This is a genomic window from Hydrogenophaga luteola, from assembly GCF_042648585.1.
GTDB lineage: Bacteria > Pseudomonadota > Gammaproteobacteria > Burkholderiales > Burkholderiaceae_C > Hydrogenophaga > Hydrogenophaga luteola.
Genome location: NZ_JBHRXX010000009.1, coordinates 602848 through 616671, shown reverse-complemented (window position 1 = coordinate 616671; position 13824 = coordinate 602848). Strand labels below are relative to the sequence as shown.

Annotated in this window: 5 protein-coding genes; all 5 read right to left on the bottom strand. The window is 66.8% G+C overall.

What is annotated here, in order from left to right:
- Nucleotides 1-14: 14 nt before the first annotated feature.
- Entirely contained in the window at nucleotides 15-725 is a 711-nt protein-coding gene (locus ACFOPI_RS21680) for a 4'-phosphopantetheinyl transferase family protein (RefSeq protein ID WP_382178671.1), read from the bottom strand.
- Complete coding sequence (locus ACFOPI_RS21675) at nucleotides 725-5353, bottom strand: MupA/Atu3671 family FMN-dependent luciferase-like monooxygenase (RefSeq protein WP_382178668.1); 4629 nt, start codon at nucleotides 5351-5353, stop codon at nucleotides 725-727. Before ACFOPI_RS21675 ends, ACFOPI_RS21680 begins: the two co-directional genes overlap by 1 nt.
- A gap of 32 nt (nucleotides 5354-5385) precedes the next feature.
- On the bottom strand, nucleotides 5386-6378 hold the full coding sequence (locus tag ACFOPI_RS21670; protein WP_382178666.1) for a glycosyltransferase family 2 protein: 993 nt from the start codon (nucleotides 6376-6378) through the stop codon (nucleotides 5386-5388).
- Nucleotides 6375-12824: a type I polyketide synthase gene (locus tag ACFOPI_RS21665; RefSeq protein WP_382178663.1), complete on the bottom strand. Its 6450-nt coding sequence runs from the start codon at nucleotides 12822-12824 to the stop codon at nucleotides 6375-6377. The genes ACFOPI_RS21670 and ACFOPI_RS21665 overlap by 4 nt, the downstream gene beginning before the upstream one ends.
- Before the next feature lie 86 nt (nucleotides 12825-12910).
- Nucleotides 12911-13810, bottom strand: a complete 900-nt coding sequence (locus ACFOPI_RS21660; protein ID WP_382178660.1) for an ExeA family protein — start codon at nucleotides 13808-13810, stop codon at nucleotides 12911-12913.
- Nucleotides 13811-13824: the final 14 nt, after the last annotated feature.

Here is a 13824-nt window from a genome sequence, read left to right as displayed (position 1 = left end):
CGCGCATCGTTCGTTCATGAGGCAGGCCCGAGCAGCCAGGCCAGCACCAGGCCGTCGCGCGCGAGCAGGGTGCCTTCCCTGGTGCAGCGGGGAAGCGGGGTGCCGCCAGAGCTGGCGCGCACCACAAAACCGGTCGCATCCGCCGAGAACGTCACTTGCACATCAAGGAAGTCCAGCAGGCGCCCGGTCTGGGGGTACTGCCACTTGTAGAAGGCTTCCTTGGCGCAGAACAGCCGGGACACCCGCCGTCCCCGCTCGTCTGGCGGCAGCTGATCGAAACGGGTCAGTTCTTCAGCGGTGCAGATGCTCGGCCAGAGGTCGGGTGCCATGGCACGGTCTTCTTCGATGTCGATGCCTACCGCGTGTACCTGGTGCCGCCGGCCGACCACGGCCAGGCACACCCGCCCACCGTGTGCGATGGACCCCGTCAGCCCTTCGGGCCAGACTGGCGAGCGGTCGGGGGCGGTCGGAATGGCTGCGGGAACACACCCGATCTGCTGCATCGCGGCACGTGCCGCCTGGCGCCCAGCGGCGTATTCGCGCTGTCGGGCCGGCACTGCTTTCAGGATGGCCGTGCGTTCAGCGGGCCAGAGCAGGTCCGGCTCGCCGTCAACGCCGGTGCAGGCCACGCCAACGCCCGCGCCAAGAGCCTGCGCCAGCTGCAGGCGCAAGGACTGCAGCAGCGGGAGCTCTGTGGTCGGTTGATGGCATTCGACCGCTTGCATCAGTCCTGAGGCAGCTTGCCCGAGCGCATCGCGCGCCGGCGCGACATCGCGTCGGCCCGCATCTGCGCGCGTTCCGTGGATTCCGCCGCGGTCTCGGCGGTCTCGCGGGGCTTGTCGTCCAGGTGCTGTGCCAGGGCCGAGAGGGTCGGAAAGCGGAAGATGTCGGTGATGCTCAACCGGGTGGTGTTGAGCGCCTGCTTGATCTCGCGGTGGGCCTGAACCGCCAACAGCGAATGGCCGCCCAGGGCAAAGAAGCTGTCCTTGGACCCAATCTGCGGAACACCCAGGATGCGGGACCAGATCGCTGCGATCTTTTGTTCGATCTCGTTCTCGGGGGCGACAAAGGCCTCGGTGCGCTCGCGCTGGGTGGTCTGGGACGGCGCGGGCAGGGCCTTGCGGTCGACCTTTCGGTTGGGCGTGAGTGGGAACTCGTCGATCATCACGAAGTGCGCGGGCACCATGTGCTCGGGCAGCCGGGTGGCGACCCACTCGTGCAGGCGTTCGGTCGAGACCCCGGCATCGGCACGCAGGTAGGCCACCAGGCGCACGTCGCCCGGCTGGTCTTCGCGGGCCACGACCACCGCCTGCTGGACGCCAGCGGACGATTCGAGCACCGCCTCGATTTCACCGAGCTCGATGCGGTAGCCGCGGATCTTGACCTGGAAGTCGGCCCGGCCCAGGAAATCGATGCGTCCGTCAGGACGCCAGCGCGCCAGGTCGCCTGTGCGGTACATGCGCGCACCGCCGGGGGCCGCGCATTCCGGACGCACGAACGGGTCCGCGGGGAAGCGTTCGGCGGTGAGGTCGGGGCGTTGCCAATAGCCGCGCGTGACCCCGTCGCCGCCGATGTACAGCTCGCCGGGCACGCCCACTGGCACCGGCTGCTGGTGCTCGTCCAGCACGTACATCTGGGTGTTCGCGATCGGGCGGCCGATGTTGACGATGCTTTCGCTGGTGCCCGCGGTTTCCGTGGACGACCAGATGGTGGTCTCGGTGGGGCCGTACATGTTTTCGATGGTGGCGGTACCGAGCTGGGACAGTTCGGCCACCAGGGTGCCGGGCAAGGCCTCGCCGCCGATCATCAGGTGCTGGACCTTGCCCAGAGCCAGACGAGCCTCGTCGTTCATGGCGATCATGCGCGCCATGCTGGGCGTGCATTGGAGGTGCGTGACGCCGTGCCGGACGATCTGCGCGGCAATGGAGAAATCGTCCGGTGCTGGTCCGGCTCCCTCGTTGGATCGGCGCAGCACCTCTGCCAGCGGGTAGAGGCCTTCCATGACCTTTTCGGACGGGATGCCGTAGTCGATCAGGCAGGCAACCTCATCGACGCCGATGCGCTTGAGCTGCTCCACCCGGTCGAGGCAGTCTTCCACCGTGCCGAACAGGCCCGAGTCCTCGAAGTAGCGCTGGAAGGCGAACTCCAGAATGCCTTCGAGCTCCTCGGCGTCGAGGGTGCGGATGTCGATTTCGGCGGGGTTGTTGATACCCTTGGGTTTCTTGAAGGCGGGGAATGCCCAGGCGTACTGCTTGATCAGGCCGGCGGCGCTGCGCAGGTAGTCCTTCATCGGGCCGCGCGCGGTTTCGCGCGCCTGCTCGCGGTCGCGCGCCACATAGGTGTGCAGCATCAGCGTTACCGTGAAGTTGGACGGCTCGTGCCCGGCTTCTCTCAACGCCTCGTGGTAGATGCCAATTTTCTCCGCCACCTCTTCGACCGACTGGCCCAGCAGGTGGGTCAGCACGTTGGCACCGACCCGACCGGCGTCGCGCCAGGTCTCGGGATTGCCTGCTGTGGTCACCCAGATCGGCAGTTCCTTCGACACAGGACGCGGTTGCGTCTTCACCGCAAAGGTGCCGTCTTTGGTGGGGAAGTCCACAGCCTCGCCGCGCCATAGCCGCCGGATCTGCTCGGTGGCATCGAACAGCGCCTGGCGGTTGGCGGGGGGGGTGTTCTCGGGACGCAGCACGAAGTCGTCAGGGTGCCAGCCAGACGCCACCGCGAGCGCAGCGCGACCGTTGGTCAGGTTGTCGATCACGGCCCATTCTTCGGCGATGCGCGCGGGATGGTGCAGCGGCACCACACAGCTGCCGGCGCGCACACCGATGTTCTTCGTGACGGCCGCCACGGCGGCGCCGGTCACCGACGGGTTGGGGTAGGGGCCGCCGAAGGCGTGGAAATGCCGCTCCGGTGTCCATACCGCGCAGAAGCCGTGGGTGTCGGCGAACTTGGCGCCTTCAAGCAGCAACTCGTACTTCTTGGGACCGGCACCGTCGTCGTTGCCCCAGTAATAGATGGAGAAATCCATCTTCTGGCCGCTGGCGATGCGCCCGGAGGACACCAGCGCCCGGTTCTCGTCGCTGCTGAGCACCAGCTTGAACCCGCGGGCCAGGGTGTAGAACAGTTCAAGCACCGAGATGTCGAAGGACAGGCTGGTGACGGCCAGCCACACCCCCGGCGGGTCGTGCTGGATGCGGTCGTCCATGCCGCGGAAGAAGTTGGCCACGTTGCGGTGCTCGACCATCACGCCCTTGGGACGGCCAGTGGAGCCCGAGGTGTAGATCATGTAAGCGATGTCGGACGGACCCACGCCACTGGCCGGGTCCGTGTCGGGCTGACTGGCGATGGTGGCGTCCTCGTCGATCACCAGCACCTGGGCCTGGTGCGCGGGCAGGCTGTCGATCAGCGTGGACTGGGCGACGATCACCGGCGCGCCGCTGTCCTCGATGTACAGGGCAATGCGGTCGGGTGGATAGGCCGGGTCCAGCGGCACATAGCCGCCACCGGCCTTCTGGATGGCCAGGGCGCCGACCAGCAGGTCCAGTGAGCGCGGCGTGTACAGCCCGACCAGGGTGCCGGGTAGGACGCCCATGGCGATGAGGCGGTGGGCGACCTGGTTGGCGCGCCGGTTGAGCTGTGCGTAGCTCAGCGACTGACCTTCGAACACCACCGCTGTGGCATCTGGAGTCCGATGGACCTGCTGCTCGAAGAACTGGTGCACGCACGTCTGGCGCTGGTAGTCGCATCGGGTGTCGTTCCAGCCGTAGAGCACCTGTTCGCGCTCGGCCTCGCTCATGACGGGGAGCTGGCCCAGCGGCGTGTCCTGCGCGGTGTCGTTGCTCAGGGCGTCGAGCACGCGCTGCAGTCGCTGGCACAGGGTTGCCGCGGTCTCGGCACTCAGGCGGGCTTCGTCGTACCACAAGGTGAGGCCGCCCTGCGCGCCGACCTGTATCGTGAGGGCCGTGCCGTCGATGCCGGTCGCGCCGTGACCCCTGGCCAGACCGACCTGGGGCACAGTGAGGGCCTTGATCGCCGGGTCGCGGGCCACCAGGTCAAGGGCAAAGGCGGGCGCCTTCCGGGCGGCTGCCAAGGAGTCGGCACACTGGGCCGAGAACGCCGAGAACGGGGTGTCCCCGGCGGCGTCGAGGCGCAGTGGGACCCAGGTCGACAGGAAGCCCGGTGCCAGCGGGATGTCTGCGTCCCGGTAGGCCAGATCGAAACGGCTCTTGCCACTGACGCGTGCAACCCAGGCCGCCACGGCGGCGAGCAGGCGGTCGCCGCCAAGGCTGGCGGGTGCGTTCAGCGGCAGCGAGCGCCAGAGGCTGGAGCCGGTCGGTGCGGACACCAGCGGCAGATCGACCCCCTCTGGCGCCTGCAGGCATTTGCGCCAGGCGGCTTCACCCGCGACGACGCGGGCCATGGCGTCGGTGAGGGCCGCCGTGCTGGCGGCCTCGGGCAGTGGCAGCCGATCACCTGCCCGGGCCACGGTCGTCGGACACACCGCGGCACCCAGGGTGTCGCGCAGGCCGGCCAGGCGCACCGGGAGCGACGCGGTGCCCACCACCAGCCCGCCCATGGTCGCTTCCAGCACTTCACCCGGGGCCGCTGCAGCGCCGGCCTCGACCGCCGCCGTGGCCACCAGCAGCACCCGGTCGCCGACCACCAGCTTGGGGCAGCTGATCGGGTTCCAGTAGCTGCCATGGTCCAACGCCGCCACCAGGGCCAGCACCTCCTCGGCCGGCCGGGACAGGTCGATGCGGGCCGCTGCAGCAGGACGGTCCAGGCGGGCGTGGTAGGAGCGCTGGCTCAGGTCCTGGGGCCGGCGTTGTGGGCCAGGGCCGTGCAGATCAGCCAGCAGTTCGGAGAAGCTTTCGATCGCTGCTTCGTAGCAGCGGGTGTTCAGCGTGAGCGCCGTTTCATTGGGCGCCATGTCGAACAGGCGCTGCTTGAGGATGTCACCTTCGTCGATGCCGCCTTCGATCATGTGCCAGGTCACGCCGTGCTGCTTTTCCCGGGCCAGGATCGCCCAGACCGGTGCGTTCAGGCCAGCGTGTCGGGGCAAGGGGCCGTCGTGGAAATTGATGGCGCCGCGTGTGGCCTTGGCCAGCACCGGCTGGGGAATGACCGACAGGTTGGCGATGCTGAAGAACCAGTCGAAGCCCACGTCGGACAGACGGTCGGCAAGCCCTTCGCCGGGCGCCTCCACCCGCAGCCTGTGGTTCGCCGCCCACGAGCGGATGTCGGGGTTGCGGGTGATCACCGCGCCGATGCGGTCACCTGCGCGCAGAAGTTGTTCGGCACATTCGATCAGCAGGGACTCATTGCCCATCACCACACAGGAAAAACTGCTCATGGGGGACTCCGGGATTGGTCAGTTCGGAAGGATCAGGGGGAGGCGGCTTCGGGGCGGCCGACCAGCCGCCGGTGCCACGCGCAGCACAGGGCGTGCGACACCAGGTCGCTGAGGAAGCGCTCGGGCTGGTCGGAGCGCTTCTTCTGAAAAAGTCGGCGGGCTCTGAGAATCAGCGCACCCGCCACATGGGCCAGCGTGGCCAGGGCCGCGTAGGCCACGCCATGGTTCTTGGTGAAGTACCACAGCCGCGAATCGAACCAGAACCGGGGAATGCGCTTCCAGGACTTCATGCCCGTGGACACCGAACCGATGTGCATCACGCGGCTCTCTGGAAGGTACACGGATCGCCAGCCGGCGCGGCGCGCACGCAGGCTCAGGTCGGTCTCTTCGAAGTACAGGAAGAAGCGCTCGTCGAACCCCCCGGTTTCCTCAAAGACGCGGTGGCGCACCATGAGGCTGGCCCCGGCCAGCCAGTCCACCTCCTGCACCTCGTTGGACTCGGGCAGCGCGACGATGTAGCGGCGCAGCAGGCGCGAGATGGGGCCGGTGGCCGCCGCATGTTCGAACTCGCTGAACACGGTCGGGAAGCGGAATGCCGTCTGGTGGGAGGAGCCGTCTTCGCCGTGCAGGCGGCTGCCGGCAAAACCCACCCGGGTATGGGCGTCCAGATACTCGGCGAGCACGCGGATGGCGCCGGTCTCGGGAAAGGCGTCGGAATTGAGGATGTAGACGTAGTCGGGCGATGAGCCGTCGGGTAGGCCTTGGCGAACGCCGAAGTTGTTGCCTGCGCCGTAGCCGCCATTGCGACCGGACTGAAGCACCCGCACGCGGTTCCAGCCGCGCTCCCGGACCGCCTGTGTGAGTTGCTCGAACGACCCATCACCCGAATCGTTGTCCACCACGGTGATGGCGCCCTCCAGTCCTTCCATCTCGCGCAACGCGGCCTCCACCGAGCGCAGTGTCAGCTCGGGCGTGCGGTAGTTCAGCACGATCGTCAGCACGCGAGACTTCGTGGACTGGCTCATGGTCGCGCCTCCGGTTGTCGGGTGGCCTCGATACATTCCCGCATCAGGCCCGCCAGCACGCGCACGTTGGGTTCCAGCACCATGGAGTCGTGATCACCGGGCACTTCCAGCACGCGCAGCGACGGCAGATAACGTGTCCACTCGTTGTCGGCGTACACATACTCGCGCTCGGCCGAGACCCAGCGCCCGCCCGTCACTTTCCAGCGCAGGTCCAGCGGAGGGCGGAAGAGCACGGCATTGCCATTCCAGACCTGTAGGCGGTAGCGCGGCAGGGCACCCAGGAACGCTGCCTGGATGGCCTCGTTGTTCAGCTGGTTCGTGCGGGGCTGGATCGGCGCGGCGTTCCTGTTGCGCAATCGGTTCAGTTCCCAGTCCAGCCGCCCGCGCGCCCAGGTCCAGAGGTAGCCCAGGCCCTTTTTGCGCAGTTCCGCCAGCTTGATGATGACCTTGTCCATCCGGTTGATCTGCGGCCGGACCGGCAGCGGCGTGTCCAGCAGCACAAGCAAGCGGACCTGCTCGCCAGCGGCTTCCAGTTGGCGGGCGATCTCGTAAGCGGTAATGCCTCCGCCCGAGAACCCGCCCAGAAGGTAGGGGCCGTGCGGCTGGACCTGGCGCATTTCTGCGATGTAGTCGGCGGCCGCTTCTTCAAAGGTTTCGTGCGGTGCCTGGTCGCCATAGAGGCCCCGCGCCTGCAGGCCGTAGAACGGCCTCTCGGTGCCGAGCAGGCGCGCCAGATGCCGCAGGTTCAGCACATTGCCAAACATGCCCGCCACCAGGAAGAACGGAGTCTGTTCACCACCTTCGCCGTCGTGCATCGGCACCAGGTGGACGAAGCGACGCCGGGCAGGCGCGGCCGCGCCGGTTTCCCCGGCGGGGGCGTCCGCCGCACCACCGGTGTCGCCGATGCGCTCGCGGATCAGGGCAGCGCACAGGGCGATGGTGGGGGCCTCGAACAGCACGGAGATCGGAAACTCGACCCGGTAGGCCTTCTTGATCATGGCGAACAGGCGCACCGCTATCAGCGAATGCCCGCCCAGGTCGAAGAAGCTGTCCTGAACACCCACCTGATCGACACCCAGGAGCTCTTCCCAGAAGCCGACCAGCGTGCGTTCCACATCGTTGCCAGGCGCCACGTAGTCGCTGTCGAGGTCGGGTCGCTGGAATTTCTGGCCGGACGCCACATCGGCCTGCGCCACCTCGCTGGCCTTGCGCACCAGCGCGTCCAGGTTCATGGACGAGATGATGACCTGCGGTAGGCCCGTGGCCAGCGCACGGCCAAAGGCATCGGCGCCCTCGTGCGGCAGGATGCCTTGCGACATCGCGTGCTGGAGTTGCTCTTCCGCGGGTGAAAGGCGGGTCTGGGCGTTGTCACCAGCACTCTTCTCGAACACCACTTCGCGTGCATCGAGCCGGCTGTTCGAGGCGGAGAAGCCGCCTTCCTGCAGCCGCTTGATCGAGAAGCCGCGCACCTCGACACAGACCTCGCCCTGGGCGTCGCACAGCGTCACATCGAACAAGGCAAAGGGCGCGTCGGCGTGGTTGGCTTGAGCGTTGCGCACCCAGCTCCAGACCGTGCCGGGCAGCGGGCGGTGCACCTTGACCGACTGGTACGACACCGGCACCCACAGGTGATCGGCCCGGTAGCCCTCGATCAGGTGCATGGCCCAGCCAGTGGCCAGGTCGAGCAAGGCCGGGTGGAGCAGGTAGCCGGTACCGAGGTCTTCTTCGTACGCAGATGGCAACTGCAGCAGGGCGATGCCTTCGTTGTTGCCATAGGCGACGGAGCGCAGCACCCGCCAGCGTGGCCCGAAGTTCAGGTGTTCTTCCTGGGGAGATCTCAGGCCGTTGGCGTCTTCGTCGCGCCGGACGGTGCAGCGGGCTTGCAGCGCGGTGGTGTCCACCCGCGCGGCGGCCGGCAGCGCGCCCGGAACCAGCGTGGCCTGCGCATTGAGCTGGAAGCCCTTGCGACCTTCGTATTGGACGTCGCTGCGCACTTCCAGGGCATAACCCTCGTCGCTGCGCGCCAGCTTGACGCGCACGTCGCGCGTCTGGTCGTCGTTGACCTCCAGCGGTCGGAAGAAGTACAGGTCTTTGATGGTGAACGAGCCGGTCTCGCCGTTGCCCCGGAGAGCTTGGGCCGCCAGCTCCAGGTAACCCGTTCCAGGCAGCAGGGCTTGGCCTGCCTTGGTGCGGTGGCCGTCCAGGATCCAGCGGTTGCTGGTTTGCCAGCTCGCGGTGAACAGCCGGTGACCAGCAGCGTCGAAGGTCGCCTCGTCCAGCAAGGGACTGCCGGCGGGGTGGCGGGGGGGAGGTGCAGCGTCACCCAGGCGGCTGGCCATGGCCTTCGCGGCCATGCCCACCTCGTTCCAGATGCCCCAGTCGATGGCCAGCACCTTGGTGCGTTGCCCCACACGGCTGGCCGCGTAGGCATTGAGGTATTCGTTGGCCGCCACATAGTCGACCTGACCGGCAGGTGCCGTCACCGTGCTGGTCGACGAGAACAACACCAGCCAGTCGATGCTGCCGTCCGGGAAGAGGTCGTCAAGAATCTGAACCCCGTGCACCTTGGGTGCGAACACTTCTTCCACTCCGCCCGAGGTCTTGGTCAACAGCGGGCCATCGTCCACGACGCCGGCGGCGTGGATCACCACCTCGATGCGTCCGAAGCGCTGCCGGGCCTGTTCGGCGGCCTCGCGCATGTCCTTGACGTTGCACACGTCGGCCGCCAGCACCAGCACTTCCGCACCCAGGCCCTGCAGACGGCGCACGGCCGTGATCCGCTGAACCACCGGGTCCAGCGGATCGTTGTTGCGCAGGCAGGCGTCCCATGTGTCGGCCGGCGGCAGAGGTTGGCGCGCAAGCAGCACCAGGCGCGCCTGCTTTTCGCGCGCCAGTCGCTCGGCCAGCGTCAGCGCAATGCCACCCAGGCCGCCGGTGAGCAGGCAGACACAACCCTTGGGGAAGCTGGCCAGCTCTTCGGAGGGGGGCAGGGGCAGGGGGACGTGGGTCAGCTCGAAGCGCTTGTCGGACCGGATCGCCGCCACGCAGTTGTCAGGGGTGGCGAACAGCTCCTCCAGCACGCGGTCGGTCAGCGCCGCCCAATCCTGCGCATTGGGTTTGGCGCGCCAGCCCTTGTCGGCGATGGGCAACACCAGGTCGAGCACCGAACAGGTCAGGCCCGGCAACTCGCGCGGCGCGACCCTGGCCGGGCCCATGAGGGTCGATTTTTCCGGGTAACGCAGTGTTTCGTCGCGCACGCGCACCGCGTCAGAGCTCAGCACCGTCAGGTGCTGGGGGCGGGGCAGGTTTTCTTCGGCCATCGCCTGCACCAGGAACAACAGGCTGAAGAAACCCTGTTCGATGTTCCGATGGAAAAAGCTGCTGCCGGGACGGAACCGCTCTTCCTGGGTGACCAGCCAGGCGTGCACGATGTGCTGGGGGGTATTGCCAGAGGCCACCAGGTCGCGCAGCAGTTGGTCGTACCCCTCGCGGCCGCGCTCGGGGGCCAGCAGGTACTCGGTGTCGCTCAGCTTCGCAAAGAGATCACCCGCCCGCACCACGGTGACGCGGTGGGACGCGTCCCGCAAGCGGGCCACGAGCCGGTCGCTCAGTCCGGTTTCGTCGGCAAATACCAGCCAGTTCTGAGGAGGCGTGTGGCCCAGGTCGAGCGCGACGTCGATGTCGACGTTGGCCTGTCGCGGGCGCCAGCGGGGCTGGTAGCCCCATGCGCCGATGTCGTCGGTGCGCTGCAGTTGCGGCGCTTCTTCTGCTGCGGCCCGGGCCTTGCCGGGCTCGATGAAATAGGGCTTTCGCTGAAACGCGTAAGTAGGCAGGGGCACGCGCTGCCTGCGGGCCTCACCCCAGATCGGCTCCCAGTCCACCCGGACCCCGTTGGCCCACAGACGGCCCAATGTGCCCAGGAACCACACGTCGTCCGCCACTGTGTGGTCCGCATGGCGCAGCGAGTTGATGACCTGGGAAGAGGGTACCCCGTTGGCCTGCGCCAGCGAACCCAGCGCCTTGCCGGGTCCGACCTCCAGATACACCCGGTGACCGACTTTCTTCAGCGTGGCAAGGCAGTCGGCGAACTGCACGGTATTGCGCAGGTGGCGCACCCAGTACAGCGGGTCGGTGGCGTCTGCCGCACTCAGCGGCTGGCCGTCGCGGTTGGAGATGATGGGAATCTTGGGTGGGTTGAGGCGGATGCTGCGCAGGTAGGCCTCGAAGCGGCACAGGATCGGTTCCAGCATGCGCGAGTGCGCCGCAATGTCGATCTGTATGCGCTGCGGCTCGACCTCGCGCGCGCGGAGCCGGGCTTCCAGCTCGTCCAGCGCCGCCTGTGGGCCTGAGACGACGCACAGCTCCGGTGCGTTCACGCTGGCCATGTCCAGCTCCGGACCCAGCAGGCCGCGCACCTCGTCCGCTGCCAGCGGCACGCTGAGCATGCCGCCGGGCGGCACGGTGTCGAAGAGCCGGCCGCGCAGAAGCACCAGGCCGATGCAGTCTTCGAACGACATCACCCCCGCCAGACACGCTGCCGTGTTCTCGCCCATGCTGTGCCCGACCAATGCCGCCGGATTGACGCCCCAGGACATCCAGAGCTGCGCCAGCGCGTATTCGACGATCATGATCAGCGGCAGCTGCACCGAGGGCTGCTTGAGCTTCTCGACCGCGGCGGCATGGTTCTCTGCCTCGGGCAGCCAGACGGCGCGCACGTCGTAGTCCAGTTGCCGCTGCAGAATCTCCAGCCCGCGGTCCATCCAGTCCTGGAAGACCGGTTCGGTCGCATACAGCTCGCGGGCCATGCCGGCGTACTGCGCGCCGCCGCCCGGGAACATGAACACCACCTCCGGATCGTCTTCCAGATGGGTGTGGGTGAACACCCGCCGGGTGTCGCTGCCTTCCAGCAGGGCGGCGGCTTCTTCGTGGCTCTCGGCCACGAGCACGCGCCGGTGTTCGAACGCGCGCCGACCTTCCTTCAGGGTGAACGCCACGTCCGCAAGGGCCTGCTCCGGGTGGGCCCTGAGGTGGGCCGCAAGGGCCTTGGCGTTGGCATCGAGCGCAGCCCGGGTCCGGCCCGACAAGACCAGCAGTTGGAAGGGCCAATCCGAAGGGGGAGAGGGCTCGCGCGCGGGCGCTTCTTCCACCACCGCATGGGCATTGGTGCCTCCGACGCCCAGCGAGTTGACCCCGGCACGCCGCGGACCCTTGTGCGAGTGCCACGGACTCAGGGCATGGTTGACCTGGAATGGGCTGGATTCGAAGTCGATGGAGGGGTTGGGCTTCTCATAGCCCAGGCTCGGCGGAATTTCCTGGTGTTTGAGCGACAGCGCCACCTTGATCAGGCTTGCGACCCCGGCCGCCGTGTCGGTGTGGCCGATGTTGGTCTTGACCGAACCGATCCGGCAGAAGCCACTGTCCTGTGTCGTCTCTCGGAACGCCTGGGTCAGGGCGGCCACCTCGATGGGGTCGCCCAGATAAGTGCCGGTGCCGTGGCACTCGACGTAGTCGATGGTCTCGGCGCTGACGCCGGCCACGGCCTGCGCTTCGGCGATCGCCTTGGCCTGGCCGTCCACGCTCGGGGCCAGGTAGCCGGCTTTGGCTGCACCATCGTTGTTGATGGCCGTTCCCTTGACGACGGCCCAGATGTGGTCGCCGTCCTTGAGGGCGTCGGCCAGGCGGCGCAACACCACCACGCCAGCGCCCGATCCGAACACGGTGCCCTGGGCCCGGTGATCGAAAGCGTGGCAGTGGCCGTCTGGCGAAAGAATCTCGCCTTCCTGAAAGATATAGCCCCGCGCATGGGGCAGTTCGATGGTGACACCACCGGCCAGTGCCATGTCGCATTCGCCCAGCAACAGGGATTGGCAGGCCTGGTGCACCGCCACCAGCGAGGTCGAGCAGGCGGTCTGGATGTTGACGCTCGGGCCCTTGAGGTCAAAGATGTGGCTCACCCGGGTGGACAGGAAATCCTTGTCATTGCCGGTGTGGCGCAGCAGAAACATGCCCGTACTGGCCACCAGGTCGGGGTTGGAGCAGATGTTGAAGTAGAAGTAGCTCCCCATGCCGCAGCCGGCGTACACGGCGATGGGTCCGGAGAAGGTCTCGGGCGGGTGCCCGGCGTTTTCCAGAGCCTCCCAGGCCACCTCCAGAAACTGGCGGTGCTGGGGATCCATGATCGCGGCTTCCTTGGGGCTGAAGCCGAAGAAGTCCGCATCGAACTGTTCGAACCCTTCCAGCGGTGCTGCGGCTGCCACATAGTTGCGATGCCGCATGCGTTCAGGGCTTTCACCTGCGGCCAGCAACTCGCTTTCGCTCAGTCGCCGGATGGACTCGACGCCCTCCCGCAAGTTGGACCAGTAAGCCGTCAGGTTGGCGGCGCCTGGTAGATGGGCGGCCATGCCGACAATGGCGATGTCGTTCGAATCTTCTGAAGGCGTGGTCACACAGATCTCTCAGGTATGGCACCCGGTCCTACTCCCATCGGGTAAACCATTATGACTCAACAATTTGTTACCCAATGTGAGGCAACTCACACTTTTGGGGGATCGGATGCCGGGGGAAAGTTGCTGTCCCCCCATTGGCTATTGCCTGGCTGTCCGACGTTGAAATTGGTGTCGCCCAGCACGCCGTAGTCGCTGCGGTCCCGCAGTACCTCGTCGATCACCTGTACGTCGATCAGCCTGGCTTCGGACGCAAACCCGTACACCAAGGCCATGTCGCAGAGAATGTTGATGCTTCGGGGGATGCCGTGGGTCGCTTTGGCAATCTTGGCTGCCGCGTACGGAGTGAACAACTGCCTGTCGCGGCCGGCCACTTTCAGCCGGTGCTCGATGTAGTCCCCGACCTCGACCGTGTTCAATGGCGAAATGAAAAAATCGGCCGCCACTCTCTGGGCGAACTGTTGCAGTTCGGGGCGCCTGAGCAAATCACGCAACTGGGGTTGCCCCACCAGCACCACCTGCAGCAACTGGTCTTTGTCTGCGTTGATGTTGGAGAGCATGCGCAAAGACTCCATCGCAGCAGGGTTCAGGTTCTGTGCCTCGTCCACGATCAGAACCACCCTGCGGTTCTTCCCGTACTCGCCGATGAGGTAGCGCTGGAATGCGTCGTAGCGAGCCACCGGTGACAGCCCGTCGTAGGGCAGGCCGAAGGCCAGCATGATCCACTCGGTCAGGTCGGCCAGGTCGGGGTGTGTGTTGGTGACCAGCCCAACAGACACCTCATCTCCCAACTCCCGGAGAAGGCGGCGGATGAGGGTCGTTTTGCCGCAGCCGATGTCTCCGCAGATGACCGTGAAACCGGCGCGGTTGTATATCGCGTACTGCAGCATCGTATAGGCGAGCGAATGTCGCTTGCCCATGTAGAGGAAATCCGGGTCGGGCTGGATGGAGAACGGCTTCTCCCGAAGCCCATAGAAGTTTTCGTACACGCTGAAGCCTTGAA

What these genes read in the sequence shown, in the direction of transcription:
- ACFOPI_RS21680 (WP_382178671.1), bottom strand. Translation starts at nt 725, where the DNA reads ATGCAAGCGGTCGAATGCCATCAACCGACCACAGAGCTCCCGCTGCTG.
- ACFOPI_RS21675 (WP_382178668.1), bottom strand. Translation starts at nt 5,353, where the DNA reads ATGAGCAGTTTTTCCTGTGTGGTGATGGGCAATGAGTCCCTGCTGATC.
- ACFOPI_RS21670 (WP_382178666.1), bottom strand. Translation starts at nt 6,378, where the DNA reads ATGAGCCAGTCCACGAAGTCTCGCGTGCTGACGATCGTGCTGAACTAC.